The 23,877-nt window shown below is 72.7% G+C and carries 22 protein-coding genes; 13 read left to right on the top strand and 9 right to left on the bottom strand.

Annotated elements, in window-relative coordinates; all coding sequences use genetic code 11:
* Nucleotides 1-52: 52 nt before the first annotated feature.
* Both lipA and lipB read right to left on the bottom strand, forming a co-directional pair.
* A complete protein-coding gene (gene lipA / locus CMS_RS09345) occupies nucleotides 53-1,042 on the bottom strand; it encodes a lipoyl synthase (protein WP_012299221.1) in 990 nt (329 codons plus the stop codon).
* Nucleotides 1,039-1,737: a lipoyl(octanoyl) transferase LipB gene (gene lipB / locus CMS_RS09340; RefSeq protein ID WP_012299220.1), complete on the bottom strand. Its 699-nt coding sequence runs from the start codon at nucleotides 1,735-1,737 to the stop codon at nucleotides 1,039-1,041. The genes lipA and lipB overlap by 4 nt, the downstream gene beginning before the upstream one ends.
* Nucleotides 1,738-1,831: 94 nt before the next feature.
* Here lipB and CMS_RS09335 point away from each other — a divergent pair, with 94 nt between their 5' ends.
* From CMS_RS09335 to CMS_RS09305, 8 genes are all read left to right on the top strand, one after another.
* On the top strand, nucleotides 1,832-2,713 hold the full coding sequence (locus CMS_RS09335; RefSeq protein WP_012299219.1) for a siderophore-interacting protein: 882 nt from the start codon (nucleotides 1,832-1,834) through the stop codon (nucleotides 2,711-2,713).
* Nucleotides 2,714-2,879: 166 nt separating this feature from the next.
* The gene (locus CMS_RS09330) at nucleotides 2,880-6,191 is read left to right on the top strand and encodes a PA14 domain-containing protein (protein ID WP_012299218.1); all 3,312 of its coding nucleotides are present in this window, start codon (nucleotides 2,880-2,882) and stop codon (nucleotides 6,189-6,191) included.
* An 18-nt stretch (nucleotides 6,192-6,209) separates the two neighbouring features.
* The gene (locus CMS_RS18155) at nucleotides 6,210-9,344 is read left to right on the top strand and encodes a PA14 domain-containing protein (protein ID WP_012299217.1); all 3,135 of its coding nucleotides are present in this window, start codon (nucleotides 6,210-6,212) and stop codon (nucleotides 9,342-9,344) included.
* Entirely contained in the window at nucleotides 9,345-9,698 is a 354-nt protein-coding gene (locus CMS_RS18335) for a toxin C-terminal domain-containing protein (protein WP_086935959.1), read from the top strand.
* An 84-nt stretch (nucleotides 9,699-9,782) separates the two neighbouring features.
* Complete coding sequence (locus tag CMS_RS09320) at nucleotides 9,783-10,274, top strand: hypothetical protein (protein ID WP_012299216.1); 492 nt, start codon at nucleotides 9,783-9,785, stop codon at nucleotides 10,272-10,274.
* Nucleotides 10,271-10,780 (top strand): hypothetical protein, encoded by a 510-nt coding sequence (locus tag CMS_RS09315; protein WP_012299215.1) that lies wholly within the window; start codon nucleotides 10,271-10,273, stop codon nucleotides 10,778-10,780. Before CMS_RS09320 ends, CMS_RS09315 begins: the two co-directional genes overlap by 4 nt.
* Nucleotides 10,777-11,301, top strand: coding sequence for a hypothetical protein (locus tag CMS_RS09310; RefSeq protein ID WP_012299214.1), 525 nt, complete (start codon nucleotides 10,777-10,779; stop codon nucleotides 11,299-11,301). Before CMS_RS09315 ends, CMS_RS09310 begins: the two co-directional genes overlap by 4 nt.
* A gap of 126 nt (nucleotides 11,302-11,427) precedes the next feature.
* Nucleotides 11,428-12,090: a YitT family protein gene (locus CMS_RS09305; RefSeq protein ID WP_012299213.1), complete on the top strand. Its 663-nt coding sequence runs from the start codon at nucleotides 11,428-11,430 to the stop codon at nucleotides 12,088-12,090.
* Between the two features lie 10 nt (nucleotides 12,091-12,100).
* Here CMS_RS09305 and CMS_RS17895 read toward each other — a convergent pair whose 3' ends face one another.
* A complete protein-coding gene (locus CMS_RS17895; protein WP_012299212.1) occupies nucleotides 12,101-12,571 on the bottom strand; it encodes a DUF3817 domain-containing protein in 471 nt (156 codons plus the stop codon).
* 326 nt (nucleotides 12,572-12,897) lie between these two features.
* Between CMS_RS17895 and CMS_RS17890 the strand changes: the two genes are divergently transcribed.
* Both CMS_RS17890 and CMS_RS09285 read left to right on the top strand, forming a co-directional pair.
* Nucleotides 12,898-13,284, top strand: a complete 387-nt coding sequence (locus CMS_RS17890; RefSeq protein WP_223842620.1) for a hypothetical protein — start codon at nucleotides 12,898-12,900, stop codon at nucleotides 13,282-13,284.
* 18 nt (nucleotides 13,285-13,302) lie between these two features.
* Nucleotides 13,303-16,188, top strand: coding sequence for a sialate O-acetylesterase (locus tag CMS_RS09285; RefSeq protein WP_223842619.1), 2,886 nt, complete (start codon nucleotides 13,303-13,305; stop codon nucleotides 16,186-16,188).
* A gap of 45 nt (nucleotides 16,189-16,233) precedes the next feature.
* Here CMS_RS09285 and CMS_RS09280 read toward each other — a convergent pair whose 3' ends face one another.
* Nucleotides 16,234-16,944 (bottom strand): cation transporter, encoded by a 711-nt coding sequence (locus CMS_RS09280; protein ID WP_012299211.1) that lies wholly within the window; start codon nucleotides 16,942-16,944, stop codon nucleotides 16,234-16,236.
* A complete protein-coding gene (cmtR, locus tag CMS_RS09275) occupies nucleotides 16,941-17,294 on the bottom strand; it encodes a Cd(II)/Pb(II)-sensing metalloregulatory transcriptional regulator CmtR (protein WP_012299210.1) in 354 nt (117 codons plus the stop codon). Before cmtR ends, CMS_RS09280 begins: the two co-directional genes overlap by 4 nt.
* 109 nt (nucleotides 17,295-17,403) lie before the next feature.
* On the opposite strand from cmtR, the gene CMS_RS09270 reads away from it, so the two are divergent.
* Nucleotides 17,404-17,841 (top strand): arsenate-mycothiol transferase ArsC, encoded by a 438-nt coding sequence (locus tag CMS_RS09270; protein ID WP_012299209.1) that lies wholly within the window; start codon nucleotides 17,404-17,406, stop codon nucleotides 17,839-17,841.
* On the opposite strand, the gene CMS_RS09265 is transcribed toward CMS_RS09270, so the two are convergent.
* Complete coding sequence (locus CMS_RS09265; protein WP_012299208.1) at nucleotides 17,838-18,464, bottom strand: TetR/AcrR family transcriptional regulator; 627 nt, start codon at nucleotides 18,462-18,464, stop codon at nucleotides 17,838-17,840. The genes CMS_RS09270 and CMS_RS09265 overlap by 4 nt on opposite strands.
* Before the next feature lie 77 nt (nucleotides 18,465-18,541).
* Here CMS_RS09265 and CMS_RS09260 point away from each other — a divergent pair, with 77 nt between their 5' ends.
* Complete coding sequence (locus CMS_RS09260; protein WP_012299207.1) at nucleotides 18,542-19,858, top strand: carboxylesterase family protein; 1,317 nt, start codon at nucleotides 18,542-18,544, stop codon at nucleotides 19,856-19,858.
* A 16-nt stretch (nucleotides 19,859-19,874) separates the two neighbouring features.
* On the opposite strand, the gene CMS_RS09255 is transcribed toward CMS_RS09260, so the two are convergent.
* Nucleotides 19,875-20,738, bottom strand: coding sequence for an alpha/beta fold hydrolase (locus CMS_RS09255; protein ID WP_223842618.1), 864 nt, complete (start codon nucleotides 20,736-20,738; stop codon nucleotides 19,875-19,877).
* Nucleotides 20,735-21,301 carry a GNAT family N-acetyltransferase gene (locus CMS_RS09250; RefSeq protein WP_012299205.1) on the bottom strand — a complete coding sequence of 189 codons (567 nt, stop codon included), beginning with the start codon at nucleotides 21,299-21,301 and terminating at the stop codon, nucleotides 20,735-20,737. Before CMS_RS09250 ends, CMS_RS09255 begins: the two co-directional genes overlap by 4 nt.
* Before the next feature lie 197 nt (nucleotides 21,302-21,498).
* Here CMS_RS09250 and CMS_RS09245 point away from each other — a divergent pair, with 197 nt between their 5' ends.
* Nucleotides 21,499-22,149 carry a hypothetical protein gene (locus CMS_RS09245; protein WP_133064086.1) on the top strand — a complete coding sequence of 217 codons (651 nt, stop codon included), beginning with the start codon at nucleotides 21,499-21,501 and terminating at the stop codon, nucleotides 22,147-22,149.
* 364 nt (nucleotides 22,150-22,513) lie between these two features.
* Here CMS_RS09245 and CMS_RS09235 read toward each other — a convergent pair whose 3' ends face one another.
* Complete coding sequence (locus CMS_RS09235; RefSeq protein WP_076612010.1) at nucleotides 22,514-23,680, bottom strand: IS30-like element ISCmi3 family transposase; 1,167 nt, start codon at nucleotides 23,678-23,680, stop codon at nucleotides 22,514-22,516.
* Nucleotides 23,681-23,877 lie beyond the last annotated feature (197 nt).

Raw genomic sequence — 23,877 nt, 5'->3', positions numbered from 1 at the left:
CCCGTTCGTCAGCGAGCCGACAGGTCCGGGAGGTGGGGAGCGACGGGACGCGTCAGCCGACGGCCTGCGCGAAGCCGTTCGCCGGATCCGCGAGGTGCGCCAGACTCGCGGGGAGCTCCCGGCCCTTCGCGCTCATCGACTGCGCGTACAGCCGGCCGGCGCGGTACGACGAGCGCACGAGCGGTCCGGCGAGCACGCCGAGGAAGCCGATGGCCTCGGCTTCCGCCTTGATCTCCACGAACTCCTCCGGCCGCACCCAGCGCGCGACCGGCAGATGCCGCGGCGACGGCCGCAGGTACTGCGTGACGGTGATGATGTCGCAGCCCGCGTCGTGCAGGTCGGCAAGGGCCTCGGACACCTCCTCGCGCGTCTCGCCCATGCCGAGGATGAGGTTGGACTTCGTGATGAGGTCGGCGTCGCGCCCCTGCGTGATCACGTCGAGGGAGCGCTCGTACCGGAATGCCGGCCGGATCCGCTTGAAGATGCGCGGCACCGTCTCGACGTTGTGCGCGAAGACCTCGGGCCGGGACGAGAAGACCTCGGCGAGGAGGTCGGGGTTCCCGGAGAAGTCGGTCGCGAGGATCTCGACGCCCGTGCCGGGGTTGTCCGCGTGGATACGCCGCACGGTCTCCGCGTGCAGCCACGCGCCCTCGTCGGGGAGGTCGTCGCGCGCCACACCCGTGACGGTGGCGTAGCGGAGCCCCATCCGGCGCACCGAGTCGGCGACGCGGCGCGGCTCGTCGGTGTCGTAGTCGGCGGGCTTGCCGGTGTCGATCTGGCAGAAGTCGCATCGGCGCGTGCACTGGGATCCGCCGATGAGGAACGTGGCCTCGCGGTCCTCCCAGCACTCGTAGATGTTGGGGCACGCCGCCTCCTGGCAGACGGTGTGCAGGTCCTCGGTCTTCACGAGCTGCTGGAGGGCCTGGTACTCCGGCCCCATGCGGGCCTTCGTCTTGATCCACTCCGGCTTCCGCTCGATGGGCGTCTCGGCGTTGCGGACCTCGAGGCGGAGCATGCGGCGACCCTCGGGCGCGGCGCTCATGCGCGGGCCCCGGCGGCGGAGGGGAGGGCGGGCGTTGCGGGCATGGCGGATCCGTTCGAGAGGGCGCGCACGAGGTGCGGGCGGAGGAGGGGGACGACGTCGGCCGGCGTCACCGTGCGGCCGAGGACGCGGCTCAGGGAGGTGACGCCGGCGTCGCGGATCCCGCACGGGACGATGCGGTCGTAGGCGTCGAGCGCGTTGCTGCAGTTGAGGGCGAAGCCGTGCATCGTGACCCGCTCGGCGACGCGGACGCCGATGGCGGCGACCTTCTCGTCGCGGGGCGTGCCGTCGGGGGCGGTGCCGCGGATCCAGACGCCGGAGCGGCCGTCGACGCGGCATGACGCGATGCCGAGCTCGGCGAGGAGGGCGATGAGCGCGTCCTCGAGGCGGCGCACATGGGCCACGACGTCGAGGGGCTCCGGCAGCCGGACGATCGGGTAGCCGACGAGCTGTCCCGGCCCGTGCCAGGTGATGCGTCCGCCGCGGTCGACGTCGATGACCGGCGTGCCATCGCGCGGCCTGTCGTCCGGCTCCGTGCGTCGCCCCGCGGTGTACACGCTGGGGTGCTCGAGGAGGATGACGGTGTCCTGCGCCCGGCCCGCGACGACGTCGGCATGCAGGGCACGCTGACGCTCGAGGGCCTCGATGTACGGCACGGAGTTGGCGCTTAGCCCCGTGACGACGATGTCGACCACGCCGTCAGTGTAGGCGGGCGATCCGCGGCGGGCGAGGGTGCGCGCGGCCCGGTCGCGTTGCGGGGGAGGCGCGCGGGGCGGAGGATCGACCTCGATGACCGACTCCTCCGCACCCGCCGTCCCCGACCGTCCCGTCCGCGCCGCGCGGACGCAGCACGTGCTGGAGGTGGTCCGCGCCGAGCGACTCACCCCGCACCTCGTGCGCGTGCACCTCGGCGGCGAGGGGATGCGGGCGCTGCTGGAGCGGGCCGCCCCCGAGCGGCTCGCCGCGACCGACGCCTATGTGAAGCTGATGCTGCCGCCGCGGGGATCCGGGCTCACGCCGCCGTACGACCTGCCCGCCCTCCGCGAGACGCGGCCGGCCGAGGCGCTGCCGGCGGTGCGGACCTACACGCTGCGGCACGCGGATCCGGCCGCCGGCACCTGCGCGATCGACTTCGTCGTGCACGGGGACGAGGGGCTCGCGGGCCCCTGGGCGGCGTCCGCGCAGCCCGGCGACCTGCTCGCGGCGAGCGGCCCCGGTGGGATGTACCGGCCGAGCGAGGACGCCGCGATCGCGCGCGTCCTCCTCGGCGACGACTCCGCCGTGCCCGCCATCGCCGCGGCGCTCGCCGCCATGCCCGCCGACGCCACCGGGGTCGCGCTCCTCGAGGTCGACGGCCCGGACGACGAGCTCCCGCTCGCGCACCCCTCGGGCGTCGCCGTGCGCTGGATCCACCGCTCGCGCACGCCCGACGCCGTGCCGGGCGCGCCCCTCGTCGCCGCGGCCCGCGCGCTCGAGCGTCCCGACGGCGAGGTGGAGGTCTTCGCGCACGGCGAGCGCGGGGCGATGAAGGAGCTGCGGGCGGTCCTCCAGGACGGCTGGGGCATCGACCGCCGCGCCCTCTCGCTCTCCGCCTACTGGGCGCTCGGCCGCGCCGAGGACCGCTTCCAGGCGGAGAAGCGCGAGCCGGTGGGGGTGATCTTCGGGGAGTGAGGGGCGTGCCCCCGCAACGGGGGCGCGGGCGCCGATCGTCCACCCCGGACGTGCCTGTGGAATGCAAGTGATTCTTTTCCAGCTCCAACCCTATTCTCAGCTTCGCGAGCGCCCGGCGGTCGCGGATGCGGGTGCCTGATCCGTCTGCTCGAAAGGGAGCACTCGGATGCGTCCTGCACGCCGTCTCACCTCCACCGCCGTCATCGTCGCCCTGGCCCTGGTCGCGGAGATCTTCGTCGCCCTGCCCGCCGAGGCCGCGACCACGCCGACCCGGCCCGTCGCCTCCGTGCCCGCGCTCACGTCCGACGACGTCGACGTCGCCACGCCGACGATCCCCAGCGGCTCGGTCGACGCCCCCGCTCCCGCGTACGCCCAGGCTCCCGCCGACCCGAGCGCGCCGGCCGCCGACGAGTCGGCCGTCTCGCCCTCCTCCCTCTCGGCCTCCGCCGTCGCCCGACCCCGGCGGGCGGCATCGGCGAGCCAGCTGCAGGACTCGGCCCAGCTCGTGTCCCAGTCGCAGTTCCAGGACACCTACGCGAACGACGACGGCACCGAGTCGGCGGTGCTCTCGCAGACGCCCCTCAACGTGCAGGACACGAAGGGCGACTGGGTGCCGGTCAACACGGACATCACCGTCCGGTCGTCCGGCGCGGGGGTCGTCCCCGACCACCCGCTCGCCCCGCGCTTCGCCGACTCCGCGTCCGACGCGGGCGTCCTCACGCTGCACCACGACGGGCACGTCCTGAAGTACACGCTCGACGGCGCCGCGGACAGCCCGCTCGAGCGGCCCAGCGCCGACGAGGTGCAGTACCGGGACGTGTTCCCGCGGACCGACCTGCACTACGCGGTGACGGCCGGTCAGGTCAAGGAGGAGCTCATCCTCGCGGCGCCGCCGGTGCCGGCCGCGCCCTCGTACACCTGGCATGTCAGCGCAGCCGGTCTGCACGCGGCGCAGGACGCCGACGGCTCCATCCTCTTCACGGACAAGGCGGGATCCGTCGTCTTCGGCATCCCCGCGCCGCGCATGTACGACTCGAGCGGGATCCCGGACGTGCAGGAGCCCGCCGACGCGCCCGTCGCCACGACGCTGACCGCCGACGGACGCGGCTGGACCATCCGGATGGCGCCCGATCCGGCGTGGCTCGCGAGCCCCGAGCGCGCCTACCCGGTGCACGTGGACCCGTCGTCCGTCGCGTCCTGGTCGAACGACCAGCACGAGTACAAGTCCGACGGCACCCGGCTCACCGACGGCACCGTCCGCATCGGCAACGCGCGGGACCACGGCGACAAGTACTGGCGCACGGTCGAGCACTTCGACTACGAGCAGCTGTTCGGCAAGCAGGTCCTCAGCGCCCGCATCGACGGCTCGTACTACAACGGCGGGACCAAGGCGCTCTTCGGCGGATCCATCAGCGCAGCCACCTCGTTCTCCTACAACGGGGTCGGCGACCGCCTGAGCCAGTTCGCGATGTCCGACAACGGATCCGCGCAGGACGACCGGCTCACCGACGAGATCGCCAAGTACGTGCGCGACGGCTCGCGCGGCGCGTACCTCATCATCGGCGGCGACGAGCGGCCCGGCGTCTACACGTACAAGTCGATCGCGGTCGCCCTCGTCGTGACCTATAAGGACATGCCCACCGCGGGCCCGGCCATCGCGCCGTCGCCCGCCGACGGAGCCCGCGGTCCCGTGATGCCCACGCTCGCGATCTCGGGGACGGACCCGGAGGGCACCGGGCTGCAGTACTTCTACCGCATCAGCGCCGGGGACGATCCCGAGGTGGGCCCGGTGTGGGAGTCGGGCTGGGGCGCGCAGCAGGTGAAGGTGCCGTTCGGCGCGTTGAAGCCCGGCACCAGGTACCACTGGAAGGGCTACGTCAAGGACGGGTACGACGGGGTGCACGGCACCTCCACTCTCGGCATCTCCTCCACGTGGAGCTTCACCACGAACACTCCGGCGATGACGGCGCAGGCGGGGTCCGCGCCCGCGGACGGCTCGGTCATCACCACGACCACGCCGACCCTGACGGCGCCGACCATCGCGGATCCCGACGGCGACCCGGTTCGGTACCGCTTCCAGATCGCCTCCGGGGCCGACGGCACCACGGGCGCGGTCGCGACGTCCGGCTGGCAGGCGGGCACGACGTGGACCGTTCCGGCGAACTCCCTGCAGGACGGCGGCCGCTACACCTGGTCGGTGCGCGCGTCCGACGGGTACGACGAGCCGCCGGTGACGTGGACGGACAAGATCCGGGTCGACCGCCGGGTCGGCGACGCCGGGCCCGCCCCGACGGACACCGCGGGTCCCGTCAGCGTGAACCTCGCGAACGGCAACGTCGGGCTGCGCTTCGCGTCGCCGACGGTGCAGACCGTGGGCGGCAGCATGGGCCTGGGCTTCAGCTACAACTCGATGCAAGCCGGCTCCGGCGGGCTCCTCGGCCGCTACTACGACGGCGCGGCTCCTCTCGGGGACGGCGACGCGTGCCACGCCGACGCCGGCACGCTCGCGACCACCCGCACCGATCCGTCGATCTCCTTCGACTGGGGCGACGGTTCCCCGGCTCCTGGGGTGGACGTGGACGACTTCTCCGCGAAGTGGACGGGCTTCCTGCACGTGCCCACCACGGGCACCTACACGTTCGGCATGACGCGCGATGACGGCGGCTGCGTCCGGGTCGACGGATCCACCGTGTACTCCGGATGGCGCGACGACCACGTCGCGCAGGACACCACGGGATCGACCCCGACCGCCTTGACGCAGGGCAAGCCCGTGCCGCTCGAGGTCGACTACTTCGAGCACGCGGGGGAGGCCGGGGTCTCGCTGTGGGTCACGGATCCGACGGGCGCCCAGTACGTGGTCCCCGCCGACTGGTTCACCCGCACCGTCGACACGCTCCCGGCCGGGTGGTCGTCGACCACCGCGCTCGAGGGCGACGCCGGCGACTGGTCGCGCGCCCAGGTCACGGACTCCGCCGTCATCCTCACCGACGCCTCCGGCACCGCGCACACCTACACGCGCACCGCGGGCGACGGATCCGGCACCGGCTACACGGCGCCGACGGGAGAGCACGACCGCGTCTCCCTCGACCAGTCGCGACAGGTCGTCGTGACCGGCGACGACGGGACGATCACCACCTTCGATCCGTCCGGCCGCGTGCAGGGCGTCACGGGACCGGGTGACGCCCTCAAGCGGGCGACGCCCCTGTCAGCCCGTCGACCCGGCACGGGCCTCGTCGACCGCATCTCGGATCCGCTCTCCGCGCTCGGCACCTCGCCCGAGACGTACGGCCGCGAGGTCCGCTTCGCGTACGCCGGCGACACCGCCCCGTCCCTGGGGCTCGACGCGAAGGACACGGACTCCACGGGATCCGCCTGCCCGGTCGCCGCCGGGTTCGCCGCGCCTCCCGCCGACATGCTCTGCCGCATCGTCTACCCGGGACACGTCGCGGGAGCAGCGGACACCACGCGCCTCTCCTGAGACGCGCACGGCAACCTCGTGCGCATCACGGACCCGGGCGACGAGGTCACCGACCTCGCCTACGACGGCGGGCGCCTCACCGCGGTCCGCGACGCGCTCGCGGACGACTGGCTCGCGGCGGATGCCCGACGCACCGCCGACGCGAACGTCGCCACCACCATCGCCTACGACGCCTCCGGCCGCGCTACCACGGTCACGCTCCCGGCGCCCGACGGCGTCACGGCGGCGAAGCGGCCCACGAAGACGTACGTCTACGGATCCGGCACGACCTCGATCGATGTGCCGGCGCTCGGCCTGCCCGCGGGCACGCACGCGTCGACCGTGACGTACGACGACGCCTGGCGGCAGACGAGCATCACCGGGCCGTCGGGGCTCACCGCCTCCTCCGAGTGGAACCAGAAGGACCTGCCGCTCGCGTCCGTCGACGCGCAGGGTCGGAAGTCCACCACGCTCTACGACGCGCAGGACCGGCCGACGGACTCCTACGGCCCGGCGCCCGCGTCGTGCTTCGGCTCCGACCGCGTGCCCACGGCGGCCTGCGCCGCGACGACGGCGCACTCGTCGACCGGGTACGACAGCGGTCTGCACGGGCTCGACGCCGTCTGGTACGACAACGGCCGGCTCGCGGGAGCGCCGCGCGCCTACGGGCTGGGCGTCGGCAACGCCGACGGCAGCGTGGATCAGGACTGGGGGAACGGCAGCCCGCCCGCGGCCGGCGACGGCTTCCCGTCGGACGGCTTCTCGCTGCGGCTCACGGGTCTCGTCACGGCTCCGCAGGATGGCGACTACACCTTCGCCACCAAGGCGGACGACGGCACGCAGCTGTTCATCGACGACATCCCGCTGATCGACGCGTGGGGCGCGAACCCCGGCAACGAGATCCGGGCGAACCACGCCGTGCACCTCGCCGCGGGCCAGACCGCGCGCATCCGGCTGCAGTACAACGAGGGCCAGGTGTCCGCGTCGCTCAAGCTGGAGTGGCAGATCGGCAGCGGAGCCATGGTCGTGGTGCCGGGCAGCGCGCTCACGCCTGACTACGGCCTGCAGACGAGCGTGACGGCCGCCGACCAGGCTCCGACGGGAGTAGCGGGCATCAGCGCGTCGCAGATCTCGTCGGCCACCTCAGTCACGCAGTACGACGAGCCGTGGCTCGGCATCGCGACCGCGTCGGTGGTGGATCCCAAGGGCCTGGCCCTCACGCACTCCGGCACGCACGAGGCGCGCGGCACCGGGTACCTTCGCGGCCTCACCCGCACGCTCCCCGCACAGGCGAACGTGGCGACCACGAGCGCGTACTACGGCGCGACGGAGACCATCGCCTCCGCGTGGGGCGCGAGCGGCAAGGTCTGCGGCGTCGACGCCTCCACGCCGCAGTACGGGGGGACGAAGACCACCACCGGAGCGAAGCCCGCATCGGGCGACGCCATCGTCACCTCGTTCGTCTACGACGTGATGGGGCGCGCGATCGGATCCAAACGCTCCGGCGACGCCGACTGGTCGTGCACGAGCTACGACGCCCGCGGGCGCGCCACCTCGAGCACCACGGCCGCCTTCGGGTCGGTCGCGGCGCGCACGGAGAAGACGGACTACGCGGTCGGCGGGGATCCGCTCACCGGAGCGGTCTCGGACGGATCTGTCACCGGATCCACGAGTGGTGGCACCGTCACGACGGTCGCGAACCTCCTCGGGCAGGCTGTCAAGTACACCGACGTCTGGGGCACGGTCACGACCATGTCGTACGACGCGGCGGGCCGGGTCACCTCGACGGTCGCGACGCCGCCCTCCGGCACCGCGCACACCACCTCCTACGAGTACGACATCGACTCCCGGGTCGACGTGATGCGCGTGGACGGCAAGGTCATCGCCGATCCCACGTACGCGAAGGGCGAGCTCACGGGCATCTCCTACCCGTCGGGTGCGAACGGCGCCGGCAACGACTCGTCGCTCTCCGAGATCACGCGGAACGGCGCAGGCGCGGTGACCGGGATCGGCTGGTCGTTCCCCGGGAAGCAGACCGCCGTCACCGATCGGGTCATCCGCTCGCAGGCGGGCGACGTGCTCCAGGACACCACGAGCGACGGCACGACGAGCAACGTCTCGACGTACTCGTACGACGCCGCCGGGCGACTCGTTACCGCGGTGATCCCGCACCACCGTCTGACCTACGGGTTCGATGCGCTCGCCGGATCCTCGGCGTGCACCCAGGCCGGCGCGGTCGCGGCGGCCGGTCGGAACGGCAACCGGACGGCCTCGTCCGACGTGCTCGACGGCGGGACGCCCACCACGGTGGCGTCCTGCTACGATGGCGCGGACCGGCTCCTGGGCACCACGGTGACGAACGCCCCGGCGGACGCATCACCGGTGAACCGCTCGCTGAGCGCGGCGCAGCTCGTCTACGACGCGCACGGCAACACGGTGCAGCTCGCCGACGAGACCCTGTCGTACGACGGCGGGGACCGGCACACGGCCACCAAGCTGGCCGACGGTGCGTCGGTCTCCTACATGCGCGACGCGACCGACCGGATCGTGCAGCGGACGGAGGTGACCGCGGCGGGCGTGACGACGGTCACGCGCTACGGCTTCACGGGGAGCGGCGATGCGCCGGACTTCGTGCTCGACGTCTCGAGCACGGCGACCGAGTGGGATCTGCCGCTGCCGGGTGGGGTGACGGCGGAGTTCCGCAACGGGTCGGCCGTGTGGTCGTACCCGGGCATCCACGGTGACATCCTCGTCACGGCGGATCAGGCCGGGACGCGTGCGCCGGGGCTCGCGGTGTACGACCCGTTCGGTCAGGTCGAGGATCCGAAGACGGGTGCGCTGGGCACGGTGGCGGCGAACCAGTCGGGTCTGGACACGCAGCAGGGGAACGCGGACTACGGGTGGCTGGGTCAGCACCAGAAGCTGTCGGAGCACCTGGGTGGCATCGCGACCATCGAGATGGGTGCGAGGCAGTACGTCGCGGCGCTGGGTCGGTTCCTGCAGGTGGATCCGGTGCTGGGTGGGACGGATGACGACTACGCGTATCCGAACGATCCGGTCAACTCGTTCGACCTGACCGGGCAATTCGCGTTCTTGATCCCCCTCGCTGTCCTCCTCGTCGTTGCCCTCGGTCTTGCGGTCCTCGCTACCGCCATAGTCCTGGGCGCGTGGTAGATAGGGCAGCAGATCGGCTCTTGGATCAAGACGACCGCATTTCCCTGGATACGCCAGACGTTCAGTAAGCCGAAGAATCCTAATGCTGGCAAGGGGCACGCGGTAACAGACAAAGAAGCGGCTGAAGTCGCAAAGGAGAAAGGTTATACAAAGATCAAGGCACGTTCGGCCAAGGGTCGGGCGATCTTCAAGAAGGGGAAGAATGACTACATCACCTATGATCGTGGAAGTGACCCGACCGGTGGTCACAACGGCGGCTACTGGAAAAGGGCTAATTCTGTTGCCGGCCTCAATAGCAAGACGACCCGCGGCGGCACGTGGGACAAATATCTGACCAAGCGGATTGGGGACTGAGTGTCACGGGACGAGCCGGAAGCAGAGTGGCACATCTGGATCCGGCCAAGGGGAGCAAGACCGTCATGGGTCACTCGTGCGCTGGTGGCAGTCGCTGAGCGGCACAGGGGCACGATCCTCTCGCCGTCGAGTGGCACGGTCATCGCATTGCGACGCCAGGAAGTGCATGCGTTGGTCGGCGCCCTGAGGGATCCCTTGGGCGCTGACCGCGACGATGCCCAGGACGAGATCCGGATGGAGATCATCCGCGCCCTCGGTGATCGACTGACGTCCGGCGCCGGAGAGGTGGGCGAGCCGGCCGGTGACGCTCGCGCGGACGAGATGTTCCCGGCCTACGTGGTTCCCATGCTCCCGGGTCGACGGGCGGCCTCCATGCTCTCGGGGATCATCAATCGCTTGCCCCACGGCGACCGGGCAGAGGTGCTCGACCCGAGCGAGGTCTGCGTCTACATATTCCTGCGCGGATCCGATCTGTCCCTGCGCGATCTCCTGATGTCAGCGGATGCGCGCATCTGCAACGAGGAGCTGCGGTCCGGCCTCATCGAGGACTTCCTGGAGTATCTGAATGCGTCGTGATCGTCCTGCGGCCACGCACCGGCGCGCAGGGATTGGGAGGAGCGCGCATGTGGGTCGCTGACGACGGGGTGTTCCACGTCGAGTACCTGTGGGGCGCCCGCGACCTGCTCTCGGACGAGGCGTCGCGCGCGCTGCACCTGGTACCGGGTGCCACCTACCGCGCGCTCATGCGCAATGTGATGGACACGTTCTCCGACATCAGCGATCGCTTGCACGAGATGAAAGCATGGGCCGATCAGACAGCCTTCGTCGAGGAGCCCATCCCGGTGGAGCTCCTCGCGCCGATCTCGAGCGCGACGACGTTCACGGAGCTGAGGCACGAGCTGATCCACCTGCCGCATGACATCGATCCGCAGTGGCGGCTCGACGCGGCGGGGGCCTGCTGGGACATCGTCAGCACCGTGGGCCGGGAGCGGCGCGGCATCGGCTCCCGGCTGCGCCGGCTCGGTGGTCGCGTCCGCTCCCGAGGGCTCGGCCCGCTGGCCGGGCGCAGGCAGCCGTCGTGATCCGCCTCCGGCGCCGCCGCCCGCCTGTCGAGCCGGAGTCGCCCTACCCCGCTCGCTCGTTCCTCCGCAACCCCGCCGTCCCGGCGTACGACGACTGGCTGCCGTCCGGGATCGCAGGCTGCATCCGTCTCTCCGGGTACCCGCACCCGTGGGTGATGGCGCGGCGCAACGGCAACGACTTCTTCCTCCGTGACGACGCCTACCGCCTGAAGCTCCCGGAGGACGTGCTCCGGTACGGCGACGGCGAGTACGACTGGACGGTGGGAACCGCCGAGGGGGCGTTCGCGCCCGCACCCGAGGGGTCGATCATCGACGTCGTCACGACCGTGCTCGAGGTGGAGTGGGACGCGTCGCCGGAGGCGTGGCAGGAGGCGCGGGCGTGGTTCGTCCGCGACTCGGAGCGACGCTGGGACAGCATGATGACGGGGGAGCGCCGATCCATCGAACGCCTCGTCGGGAGGCGGAGGCGGCGAACCTCCCAGGGGTACTTCGACGTCGACCCCTTCGACGGCCCGATCTGAGCCCGCGAGCGCCTGGGGCGGCGGCCCCGTCCTCCGCCACCCCGCCGATCCGCCATGCTGTTCCCTGCGCGTGATGCGGCACGACCGCCCGCGCGGATCCCGTCCCCCCCCACCCCGGAGACCGCCATGACCGCTTCCGCGTCCGAGCCCCTGCCCACGCCGATCGCCCCCTCGCCCGACGAGCCGACGACCGCCGGCATCCCGCACTCGGTCATCGAGGACGTGCTGGGGATCCTCACCGGCACCTTCGTCGCCTCGTTCGGGCTGTACCTGCTGCGGGACGCCGGCGCCGTCACGGGCGGCACCGCGGGGCTCGCGCTGCTGCTGAGCTACACGGGCGTGCTGCCGTTCGGGGTGCTGTTCTTCGTGGTCAATGCGCCGTTCTTCGCGCTCGCGGTGTGGAAGAAGGGGTGGCGGTTCACGATCCGCACGGTCATCTCGGTCGCGCTCGTGTCGCTGTTCTCGACGCTGCATCCCGCCATGGTCACCGGGCTCGAGCTGCAGCCGGTCTACGGCGTGCTCGCGGGGAACCTGCTCGTGGGGATCGGGCTGCTGGTGGTCTTCCGCCACGGATCCAGCCTCGGCGGCTTCAACATCGTCGCGCTCATCGTGCAGGAGCGGTTCGGCTTCCCCGCCGGGTACGCGCAGATGATCCTCGACGTGATCGTGATCCTGCTCGGCCTCACGGTCGTGCCGCTCGAGGGCGTCGTGTGGTCGGCGCTCGGCGCGGTGCTGCTCAACCTGGTGCTCGCGCTCAACCACCGGCCGGGGCGCTACACCGGGATCTGATCCGGGGCGTTCAGCCCCGCGCGCTCGCGCTGTCCGACGTCGACACCGCGGTCGTGCGTGCCCCTCCATCGGCGGCATCGGCCGGCTGCCGCAGGTACCCGCGGCGCCGCAGCCCGACCTCGAGCGGGAGCGTGGCGAGCGGCGGGATCGCGGCGACGGCCGTGACGATTACGTAGAGCACGAACGCGGCGCCGTGCAGGCGGCCGAAGACGTACACGCCGAGCTCGGTCGTCTCCGTCACGTACTTGAGGAACATGCCCACGAGGAGCCCGGTCCACGTGATCGCCTCGATGACCGCGATCACGGCGAACAGGCGGCCGAGACGCGACGGCCGGTCGGAGCGGTCGCGCGTGCCGCGGACGAGGGCGGCGAAGCCGACGGTCGGCGCTGAGCCGGTAACGGCGTGGGAGGCGGGCGACCCCGCAGGGCGGGCCCCAGGCTCGGCGGGCGGGGCGGCGTCGGGATGCGGGGCGTTCGTCATGGGGCCTTCCGGGGCGGGGGGATCCTCGGGGATCCGACGGGCGGGGCAGGTCGCCGCCCAGGGTACGGGGCGCCATCGGGTACGAGCTGTGGACGCGAGCAGAGGGCGGGCGCCGGCGTCCGCGTCCACCTGCGCGGACGGCGGCGTGCACGTGGCATGTGCAACGCCTGTGAGCCGGGCGTGAGCGGGGTCCTCGCCGGACACGTGTCACGCATCACCTGCGCGGTGTGCAAGCATTTCCACATGAGGTGGAATTCGCCTCGACGATCTGGGGGGATCAATTGGGGGAGCACCACTCTGCCGTCCGCCGTGCCTCGACACGAAGGATGCGCAGCGCATCCGCACGCGCACGACTCATCGCCGCCATCACGGGGCTGAGCCTCGGGGTGACGCTGCTCGTCGCCGTCGAGCCGGGCGCCGCTCCGGCCGAGGCCGCGTCGGCAGGCACCGCGGCGTCGTCGGCGCGCGTCATCGCGCCGACCACGAGCGTCGTGCCGCCGGCCGCGACCGACGGCACGCCCACCGCGGCATCGATGATGCGCATCCTGCAGGCCACGGCCGCCGCGGCGCCGTTCACCGCGACGCCCGCGCCCGTGATCACCGGCAAGGCCGTGATCGGCCAGCGCCTCCTCGCCACCACCGCGCGCTGGACCCCGGCCGCGACGACGAGCACGTACGCGTGGCTCGTCGACGGCGTGCCCGTGAGCGGGTAGACGAGCACCGCGTACACCGTGCGCGCCGCCGACGCGGGATCCGTCATCACCGTCGCCGTCACGGGCAGCCGCTCCGGGTACGACACCAGCACGCAGACGAGCGTGCCGACCGCGACCGTCCCGACGCCCGTCGTCGCGCAGTTCTCGTCCGCCCCGACGCCCACCATCGCCGGATCCCCGCAGGTCGGCTTCACGCTCACCGCGCGGGCCGGCACCTGGACCCCGTGGCCGACGTTCTCCTACTCCTGGACCCGCGACGGGGTGCTCATCGCCGGGCAGACCGGCGTGACCTACCGCGTCACCGAGCAGGACCGCGGGGCGGCCCTCGCCGTGACGGTCACCGGCACGAAGACCGGGTACGCGACGACGACCCGGACGAGCGACCCGATGACCGTGCCGGGCGCTACCCCGACCCCGACGCCGACCGCGGCGCCCACGGCCACGCCGACCGCCGCTCCGACGACGGCGCCCACGCCGACGCCGACGCCGACGCAGGCGCCGACCCCCACGCCGACGCCCACCGTCGCGCCGACCACCGCCCCGACCCCCGCGCCGACCATGCCCGCGGCAGCGCCCTTCACGGCCGCCGCGACGCCCATCATCGCCGGGACCGCGCGCGTCGGCTTCACGCTCTCCGCGCGCGCCGGCGTCTGGACCCCGTGGCCCACGTTCTCCTACGCCTGGCTGCGCGACGGCGTGGTGATCGCCGGGCAGACCGGCGTCACCTACCGCGTGCAGGCCGGGGATGCCGGATCCCGCATCAGCGTCACCGTCACCGGCACGAAGACCGGGTACGCGACGCAGTCCCTGACGAGCGCGGAGCTCCAGGTCCCCGCCGCGAGCACGCCGACGCCCACGCCCACCGCTACCCCCGGCACGCCGACCCCGGATCCCACCACCCCGCCGCAGGAGGACGCGCCGTTCTCGGCCGCCGCGACCCCGACCATCGGCGGCACCGCCCGCGTCGGCTTCACGCTGTCCGCGCGCGCCGGGGTGTGGACCCCCTGGCCCGCCTTCTCCTACCAGTGGACCCGCGACGGCGTCGCCATCGCCGACCAGACCGCCGTCACCTACCGCGTGCAGGAGGGCGACCAGGGCACCACCATCGCCGTGAACGTCACCGGCACGAAGACCGGGTACGTCACGCAGTCCCTCACCAGCGCCGGGCTCCTCGTGCCGCTGCCCGAGCCGACGCCCGAGCCGACCGTGCCCACGCCCGACCCGACGCCCGCCCCCGACGTCGCGTTCGAGACGGCCGGCACGCCGTCCATCACCGGACTCGGTCGCGTGGACTACACGCTCACGGCCAAGTCCGGCACCTGGTCGCCGTGGCCGTCCTTCTCCTACGCGTGGCTGCGCGACGGCGTCGTGATCCCCGACCAGACCGGCCCGAGCTACCGCGTCGTGGCGGGTGACGTCGGCACGGGCATCTCCGTCGCCGTCACGGGCACGAAGACCGGCTACGTCACGCAGACCGTGACCAGCCCGGGCGTCGCCGTCGTCGTGACGCCGGTGACTCCGCCGCCGCCCGCCCCGGCCGTGCCGTTCGAGGCGACGACCGCGCCGGTGATCCAGGGACCGCCCGTCGCCGGCGGCTCGCTGCGGGTGGAGACGGCCGCGTGGACGCCGGAGGCCACCGCCTACGCCTACGCCTGGGCCCGGGACGGCGTCACCGTGCTCGGCGCGACCGACGCGACGTACGCCGTGCGCCGCGCGGACGCCGGGTCGCGGATCACCGTGACCGTCACCGGCACGCGCACGGGCTACAAGGCGACGAGCGTGACGAGCGAGCCGACCGCCGTCGTGGTCGACGCCCTCGACGTGCCGCCCGCCCAGCCCGCACCGTCGCCCGACGACCAGCCGTTCGCGGACGCGCCGAGCCCGACCATCACGGGCGAGGCCGCCGTCGGATCCGCCCTCACGGCCGAGACGCCCGGATGGACCCCGGTCGCCACCTCGTACTCCTACGTCTGGCAGCGCAATGGCGTGGTCGTGCCCGGCCGCACCGCATCGACCTACGTGCCGGCGCCGCGCGACGCGGGATCGCAGATCACCGTGACCGTCACCGGTCGGGCCGACGGCTACGCGCCGACGTCCCGCACCTCCGTGCCGTGCCAGATCGCGTCGACCGGGGAGGGCTACGACGTCGTCGTGGTCCTCGGCCAGTCGAACGCGCAGGGCGTCGGCACCGGATGGGATCCGTCGATCGACGTGAGCGTGCCCGGGCTTGACCAGCTCGCCGGCAGCGGTGCCAAGGCCGGGCAGATCGTGCCCGCCAAGGACTCGCTGAGCCACGTGACCACCTGGACGACCTCCGGCGGCGTCCAGGCCGTCGGCCCCGGGATGGAGCTCGGTCGGCACATGCTCGCCGACGCCCGCCCGAGTCGCAAGGTGCTGCTCGTCCCCGCCGCGATGGCGTCCACGTCGATGACCGGGGACGGAACCTACGCGTGGAACCCGGCGGACACGCGCTCGCGCATCAACCTGTTCACGCGCGCGCTCGGCCAGATCGACGCCGCGCTCGCGCAGGATCCCGACAACCGCCTCGTCGCGGTCGTCTGGGCCCAGGGCGAGTCCGACGCGACCCGCACGAACGCGGCGGGATACCAGTCGATGCTGCTCGACCTCGTCGACCGGCTGAACACCCGGTACGGCGCGGTGCCGTTCCTCATCGGCGGCATGGTGCCCGAGTGGCTGAACGTGTCGTCGCAGCGCCAGGCCATCGACACCGCGCAGCAGGGCATGCCCGCGCTGCGGTCGAACGTGTCGTACATCCCGGGAGCCGCGGGGTACAGCAGGGCCGAGGACTCGATCCACTACACGGCGGCAGGCGCCCGGGCCATGGGTGACAAGTACTTCGCCGCCTACCAGCGGGCGACGGGCGCGGTGCAGCTGTCGAAGTGAGCGGAGCACGGCCGGGCGCGATGCCCGGCCGTGCTCCTCGCGGATTCAGCAGCAGGCGTCGTCGTTCGCGTCGTGCTCGTCGTGCACCCGCTCGCCCGTGAGCGCGCCGACGGGGACGGTGCACGCGTCGCCGCGCCACGCCTCGACGCCCTCGCGGACCGCGAAGGCGGCGATCGCGAGCCCGGCGACGGGATCCGCCCACCACCAGCCGAGCCCGGCGTCGAGCAGCAGCCCGATGAGGAGCGCGGCGGACAGCCAGGCGCACACGAGGGTCTGCCGCGAGTCGGCGACGGCGCTCGCGGAGCCGAGCTCGGTGCCGGTGCGTCGCTCAAGCAGGCTGAGGACCGGCATCACCGCGAGGCTCAGCGCGGCGAGCACGATGCCGGTCGGACTCGGGCGCGCCTCGTTTCCGCCCGCGAGCGCGAGCACGGCGTCCACGCTCACGTAGGCGGCGAGCCCGAGGAACGACACCGCGATCAGGCGGAGGGCCGCGCGCTCGCGCGCTTCCGGATCCGGCGCGGAGAACTGCCACGCGACGGCGGACGCGGCGAGCACCTCCACGATCGAGTCGAGCCCGAAGGCCACGAGCGCGGTCGACGACGCCACGGCGCCCGCGGCGAGGGCGACCACGGCCTCGACCGCGTTCCAGGCGATGGTGCCCGCGACGATCCAGCGGATGCGGCGGCGCAGCAGGTCCCGGCGCGCGACCGTCAGGCGGGGAGCGGGTGCCGGGGCCGCCGAGGCGAGGCCGCTCACGCCCCCGCCTCGCAGCAGCCGGGGTCGCACAGGGCCGGATCCGCGCACTCCCGGTCGTCGTCCACCGCGAGCACGACCTCCACGAGCGCGCCGATGCCGCGGGCGATGCGCGGATCCTCGATCTCGTAGCGCGTGCTGCGCCCCTCGGGCACCGTGCGGACGATGCCGCAGCCGCGCAGGCAGGCGAGGTGGTTGGACACGTTCTGCCGCGTGAGGCCGAGCCGCTCGGCGAGCAGCGCGGGGTAGGCGGGCCCGTCGAGCAGCTCCAGCAGGATCCGGGACCGTGTGGGGTCCGCGAGCGCGCGGCCGAGGCGGGTCATGACGTCGAGGCGGGGAGCGAGGGTGGGCACGCGACGAGGATACAGCGTCGGCTGTACCGAGGGCGAACGTCCTGCCACCGCGGTCTGCCAGGATCGAGGGACGCGCCGACATGCGGCCGACATCCCGACCGGAGGATCCATGGCCGAGCGCATCCCGCACGTCGTCTTCGTCTGCGCCCGCAACGGCGGCAAGTCCCAGCTCGCGGCGGCGCTCATGCGCCACACGGCCGGTGACGCCGTCGCCGTCACGTCGGCGGGCACGGATCCCGGCCCCTCGCTCAACGCGCTCGCGGTGGAGTCGCTCGCGGAGCTCGGTATCGACGTGGGCGGCGAGCGGCCGAAGCCGCTCACCGACGACATGGTGCGCGCCGCCGACCTCGTGGTCGTGCTCGGCGCGGAGGCGCACGTCGACGGCGACCAGGACGTCGCGGTCGAGACGTGGATCACCGACGAGCCGTCCGAGCGCGGCATCGACGGCATGGAACGGATGCGGCTCGTGCGCGACGACATCGGGGCGCGCGTCGAGGAGCTGCGCGGCCGGCTCCGCGGCGCCGGGGACGCCCCGGCCGCCGACTAGGCGTCGATGCGCGCCGGGCGGTCCACGCGACGGGCCACGAGCGCATCCACGTGCCGCTCGAGCACGCCGAGCGCGCGGGCGCTGCGGGCCGGATCCGGCTCCTCCACGAGCAGCTGCAGCGCCAGGCCGCCGAGGAGCGCCTGCAGGTGGTCGGCCTCGATCTCGGGGTCCGCATCGGGCCGCAGCAGGCCCGCCGCGCGCAGCTGCGCGAGCTGCTCGAGGCACGTCTCCCGCGCGGCCGCATGGGCCGCGGCGCGCACCTCGCGCAGCCGCGGGTGCGATGCCGCGTCGGCGAGGAGCGCGGCCGTGACCTCGGCCTCGGCGCGGCGGGAATCGTCCAGCGGCAGGTGCTCCGCGAGGATCCGCACGGCCCGCCGCCGCGCGTCCGGATCGGTGCGCCGGCTGCGGATGCGGCCGTCGATGCGCGCGGCGACCAGCGCCGTGGCGTGGGTCATCAGGTCGATGCGGCTGGGGAAGCTGTGGCGCAGGGATCCGGTGGAGAGGCCCGCCTCCGCGGCGACCGTGCGGACCGAGACGCCGCTCGCGCCGTCCCGGTGGATGACCCGCCAGACCGCCTCCGCGAGCTCGTCCTCGCGACGGGCGTGGTCGATCAGGCGGGGCATGGCGTCACGGTAGCACCGGGATCCGGCCCCTCCGCTGGCGGCGCGACGAACGCCTGGCGAACGGTAGCGTCGATCGGGTGAGCGCCTTCTCGCCGCCATGCGGCCCCGTCGTCGGCTGGGCGGACGGCGACGTCGTCCGCGCGACCGGCATTCCGTACGCGACCGCCGCCCGCTTCGCGGCGCCGGTCCCGCACCCCGACTGGACGGAGCCCCGCGCGGCGACCACGTGGGCGCCCGCGTGCCCGCAGCCGCCCATGGAGGAGCTCGACGCGGTGCTCGGGAGCTTCTCCGGACTGGCCGTGGACGAGGACTGCCTGCGCGTGTCCGTGACGATGCCGCGCGACGTGCGGCCGGACGACGCGCTGCCGGTGATGGTGTGGATCCACGGCGGCTCGTACGTCTCGGGCGCGGGCGACGTGCCGATCATGGATCCGCCCGCCCTCGTCGCCGAGCAGCGCGTAGTCGTCGTCACGATCACCTACCGGCTCGGTCTCCTCGGCTACCTCGGCGACGGCGGCGACCGGCCGGCGAACCTCGGCCTCCTCGACCAGCTGGAGGCGCTCCGCTGGGTCGCGCGCAACATCCACGCCTTCGGTGGGGACCCGGACCGCGTCACGGCGTTCGGCCAGTCGGCGGGCGGCGACGCGGTCGCGCACCTGATGGCCGTGCCCGAGGCGGCCGGTCTCTTCCGGCGGGCGATCATCCAGAGCGCGCCGCTCGGCATCTCGCGGGGCAGACGGCGCATGAACGCGGCGATGGCGCGCGCCTCCCGCGGGCTCACGGCCGACATGCCCGTCGAGGACGTAATCGCCCGCCAGGCCGGGGTCGAGCGCGTCGCCGCCCCGTACGGGCTGCTCGGCGCCATGCCGTTCGGCACGCAGTACGGGCATGCGCCGCTCCCGCCCGAGGCCGGGATCGACGCGGCGTGGGATGCGGCCGCGCCCGGCGTCGACGTTCTGATCGGCAACACGGCGGAGGAGGCGCGGCTGTTCCTGCCGGGGATCCCATGGCTCGCGCGCCTCACGCGGCTCCCGATCGTGGGCCCGCTCGTACGCCGCGCGGCCGTCGCGGCCGTCACGGGCATCATCTACGGGATCCCCGCCCGCCGCTTCGCCCGCCGCCACGCGCTCGCGGGCGGCACGGCCCACCGCTACGTCATCCGCTGGTCCGCGCCCGGCAGCCCGTTCGGCGCCGCGCACACCGTCGACCTGCCGCTGCTCTTCGGCGACGAGGACGCGTGGCGAGGCGCGGGGCTGCTCGCGGGCGCGGACTGGGAGGGGATCCAGCGCGACGCCCGCCGCGTGCGACAGGTGTGGGGCGACTTCGCGCGCGGCCGGTTCCCGACCCGGCAGCTGATCCCGGGCGTGCTGGAGCTGCGGCGCGTGCGGGGCTGACGGTCACCCGCGGGGCTCAGAGCAGCGCGGTGACCACGGCGGCGACCACGTCCGGGTCCGTCACCGGGACCATGTGCTCCGACCGCGCGGCGGGGATCCACTCGCCCTGCTCGACGGCAGCCGCCGACACGCGGTGCGCGCGCACGAGGTCGCGCCGCTGGCCGCGGGTGAGCGCGCTCGAGGTCGTGCCCGAGATCACCCGTACGGGGATGCCGGGAAGCGGGGCCGCCGAGCCGAGGATCCCCGCGATGCCGGCGAGGCCGGGCAGCAGGTGCCGCTGCTCAGCGGCGGTGGCGCGCGCCGCGCGCACGGACCCGGCGGCGCCGACGGCCGCGGTGCGGAGCGGTTCCGGCAGGCCCGCCAGAGCGATCCGGTGCAGCCGACGCAGGATCCCCAGCCGCGCGAGCGGGACGAGCAGGGCCGCCTGCACGCCGAAGCCGACGCGCGCGGCGGGGGAAGCGTAGGCGCGGGCGCGCTCGTCGCTCGGATCCACCAGCACGACGCCCGCGGTGGGGATCCCGCGCGCGATCCGCCGCGCCGCCGCCACGCGCACGATCGGCCCGCCCCAGCTGTGCCCGACGAGCACCAGCCGGCGATGCGGGAACGCCGCGACGACCGCCTCGAGGTCGTCGGCGAGCCGGTCGAGGTCGCGCGGCGCGGGATCCGGGTCGCTGTCGCCGAGCCCTGCGCGGTCGTAGGCGACGACGCGGTGGGTGCGCGCGAGGATCCCGTGCACGAGCCCCCAGGTCAGCCCGCTTCCTCCGAGCCCCGCCTCCAGCACCACGAGGTCGTCGCCCTCGCCCGCGACCATCGCGCGGAGGCGGCGGCCGTCGGAGGTCGTGATCGTGACGTCGCGGCCGAGGAGACCGTCGTCCGTCACCCGAGCACCGGCCACGGCGGCGGCGTCCGGTCGTCGGTCGCCAGGAGCCCGGCGAGCCAGTCGTCCTCGCGGCCGTCGCGGCCCATCGCGCCGAGGCGGGCCACGCCCTCGAAGCGGAAGCCGAGGCTCTGCGCGACGGCGGCGGATCCGGTGTTCCCGGCGTAGGCGCGCCAGCCGATGCGGACGAGCCCGAGCCCGGATCCCGTGTCGAAGCCGTGGTCGACGACCACCGCGGCGGCCTCCCGCATGAGGCCGCGACCGCGTGCTCCCGGCGCGAGCCAGTACCCGATCTCGGCGGCACCGTCCGCGATGGCGTGCAGCCCGACGGTGCCGACGAGCCCGCCGCCCTCGAGCACGGCCCAGGTCAGGCGGTCGCCCGACGTCCAGCCGTCGGGGGAGAACCCGGTGACATACGCGACGCCGTCCTCGCGCGCGTACGGGACGGGGACGGGCACGTACCGCTGGATCGCCGGATCTTGGCAGGCGGCCTGGATCGCGTCGACGTCGTCGAGGGCGGGCGGGCGGAGCGTCAGGCGCGCGGTGCGGAGCGTCACAGGATCCATCGGGCCACGCTACCGGAGGGCTGTGTATCGAATTCCTCGTGTGGGGGGCGACCTTGTCGGTCATCCGACTATGTGCCTACCACACTATCGATTTATCAGAATAGTTCATCGCAGCCTTGACAAGGGTTCGAGTAGGGAGGAGGGTCTGCCGCATCGACCACATTCGAGGGTATATTTACCCAGAAAAGAGTTTACGCATGAAGGTAAATCGGCGGCTGATCGCAATGGCCGCCTCGCTCGCCGTTGTAGCGGGCACATTCGTCGCGAGCCCGGCCATGGCGGACTCGCATCCCGGCCCTGAACGTCGCTACGGATCTCCATTGACCACAGCGGCCATCGCTGCAGGCGACGCCTCGATCGCGAAGATCCGCGATCTCGGGGACGCCCTCACCACGATTCACGGCTCCGTGCACTTCGATGCGGCCCTCGCGCTCGAACGCGGCGCAGCACCCGTGACCGTTCGCGAGGTGGCGGTCGGCATCGTTGCCGGCGGCGGGGCCGTATCTGGGATCACCGTAGACGACTCGAAGGTCCTCGACGTCACGCGCATCGTCCTCGACTCTCGTTGTGCGGGCGTGACGAACTACTCCACCCAGTGGTTCGGACGGCAGCTGAAGCTGAATTCCTGCGACACGAGTCGCCTCATCGCTGCTCTGGCTGTGGGCGCGGGAATCGCCACCCTTGCCGCCATCGTCACCGCGGAGACGGGTGTCGGTGCAATCGCGGGCGGAGTGATAGCCGCACTGCTTTCCATCGGCGCGGGGGCTATCGCGTTCTGCGCTGCCGACGGCAACGGGGTGATCGTCGACCAGTCCTGGACCGGTGCTCCGTGGTGTGCAGGCCAGTGAAAGCATCTTCTTGGGAACGCGTTCGCCTGTGCGCTCAAGATCTGACCGTCGAGCAAGGAAGCGTGGCTTGAATGAGAGCGCGAAACCGCATTGTGTTTGTCATCACCCTCATCGTCACCTCAGGGCTGCTGACAGCCGGTGTGATCCTGTTCGCCACCTCCGGCGTCGATGACCTCCGAGGGCGGGGCCTCTGCTTCGCGGCTACCGGGATCGGGATGAGCTACGTCGTCGTGCGGCTTGTCCAGCGCAGGCGGACGGACCGCTAAGCGCGAGGCGCGTCCAGCGACACGCGCGCGGTCCGTTCACGACGACGGCCCGCCACCTCCGAGGGCGGATTCTCGTGGTCGTCGCAACACCTGATGATTTAGATGGTTGTCAGTAGAGCACGCATTCGCTCGGCTGGGGTGTCCCAGTCGAGCGTTTTGCGTGGTCGGCCGTTGAGCTGCTGAGCGACATGTTCGAGGTCGGCGGAGGTATGGGCGGCGAGATCGGTGCCCTTAGGGAAGTACTGGCGCAGGAGTCCGTTGGTGTTCTCGTTGCTGCCGCGTTGCCAGGGTGAGTGCGGATCGCAGAAATAGACCGGGATTCCGGCCTGGATGCTGATCTGGCGGTGGCTCGCCATCTCAGCGCCCTGGTCCCAGGTCAACGATCCACGTAGGTGTGCAGGCAGGGTGCTGATCAAGGGCACGAGCACGTCACGGACTTCCTCGGCGGTATGCCCGCCGGGGAGATGGCCGAGCATGACGTAGCGGGTGGTGCGTTCGACCAGAGTCACGATCGCGGACTGTGAGCTCGTGCCGACGATCAGATCACCCTCCCAATGCCCAGGGACTGCCCGGTCCTCGATCTCCGCGGGCCGGTCAGCGATCATGACCATCGGGTCCACGAACCGTTGAGTGCGATGCTCTGGGCGGGTGCGGGGTCTGCGGCGGGTGCGGCCGGTGCGTAACGCGTCGGCGACTTCGCGGCGCAGTCCGCCGCGGGCCTGGACGTAGATCGCTTGGTAGATCGTCTCCGTGCTCACCCGCATACTCTCCTCGCCCGGGAACTCCCGAACCAGCAGGCGGGAGATCTGCTCCGGTGACCAGCGCAGCATCAGCTTGCGTGCGACGTAGTCCCGCAGCGGCCCGTCCTGAGCGAGCTTCGCCCGCTTCGGACGAGAGCGGCTCGCTGCCCAGGCCCGGTGCGCCGCGTGGGGCTGGTAGGTCCCCGCGACCGTGCGGGCATCGAGCTCGCGTTTGATCGTCGATGCCGGCCGACCCAGAACCCGCCCGATCGCGCGCAGCGACAGGTCCTGACGGCGCAGATCCGCGATCGTCTCCCGCTCGATCACGGTCAGGAACCGCGGATGCAGAACAGCGTCGACAGCGGGCAGACGCGGTCCCGTGATGGTAGCCATCCCGGTGTTGTACTCGATCCGCCGACCATCAGCATGAATCCGAACACTGCCCCGCTTCATCCAGCCGCGGTCCCAGTCCTGCGCAGTGCGCTCATGCACACCGACCCGCGACGCGGCTACCCGCCGGGACATCCCCTCCACGCGGAGCCGCTCGTACTCGCCACGCCCTGGATGCCCCGCTGTACCGGACTTCCCGCGCCCACGCACACCAGCCGTGCGCGCCCACCCGTACGCGGTGTTCCGACTCACCCCGACCACAGCCGCAGCAGCCGTGATGCTGCCATCGACCCGGTCCAGTACCTCGAAGAACTCCCGCCGCAACTCACCCG

Source organism: Clavibacter sepedonicus, assembly GCF_000069225.1.
In the GTDB taxonomy this organism is placed as follows: Bacteria; Actinomycetota; Actinomycetes; order Actinomycetales; family Microbacteriaceae; genus Clavibacter; species Clavibacter sepedonicus.
Note: the sequence above shows the minus strand (reverse complement) of the source record. Positions and strands in the feature narration are given on the sequence as shown.

Coding starts and splice junctions, on each gene's coding strand:
- lipA (WP_012299221.1), bottom strand. CDS start 1,042: ATGAGCGCCGCGCCCGAGGGTCGCCGCATGCTCCGCCTCGAGGTCCGC.
- CMS_RS09335 (WP_012299219.1), top strand. CDS start 1,832: ATGACCGACTCCTCCGCACCCGCCGTCCCCGACCGTCCCGTCCGCGCC.
- CMS_RS09330 (WP_012299218.1), top strand. CDS start 2,880: ATGCGTCCTGCACGCCGTCTCACCTCCACCGCCGTCATCGTCGCCCTG.
- CMS_RS09305 (WP_012299213.1), top strand. CDS start 11,428: ATGACCGCTTCCGCGTCCGAGCCCCTGCCCACGCCGATCGCCCCCTCG.
- CMS_RS17895 (WP_012299212.1), bottom strand. CDS start 12,571: ATGACGAACGCCCCGCATCCCGACGCCGCCCCGCCCGCCGAGCCTGGG.
- CMS_RS17890 (WP_223842620.1), top strand. CDS start 12,898: ATGCGCAGCGCATCCGCACGCGCACGACTCATCGCCGCCATCACGGGG.
- CMS_RS09270 (WP_012299209.1), top strand. CDS start 17,404: ATGGCCGAGCGCATCCCGCACGTCGTCTTCGTCTGCGCCCGCAACGGC.
- CMS_RS09265 (WP_012299208.1), bottom strand. CDS start 18,464: ATGCCCCGCCTGATCGACCACGCCCGTCGCGAGGACGAGCTCGCGGAG.
- CMS_RS09250 (WP_012299205.1), bottom strand. CDS start 21,301: ATGGATCCTGTGACGCTCCGCACCGCGCGCCTGACGCTCCGCCCGCCC.
- CMS_RS09245 (WP_133064086.1), top strand. CDS start 21,499: ATGAAGGTAAATCGGCGGCTGATCGCAATGGCCGCCTCGCTCGCCGTT.
- CMS_RS09235 (WP_076612010.1), bottom strand. CDS start 23,680: ATGTCCCGGCGGGTAGCCGCGTCGCGGGTCGGTGTGCATGAGCGCACT.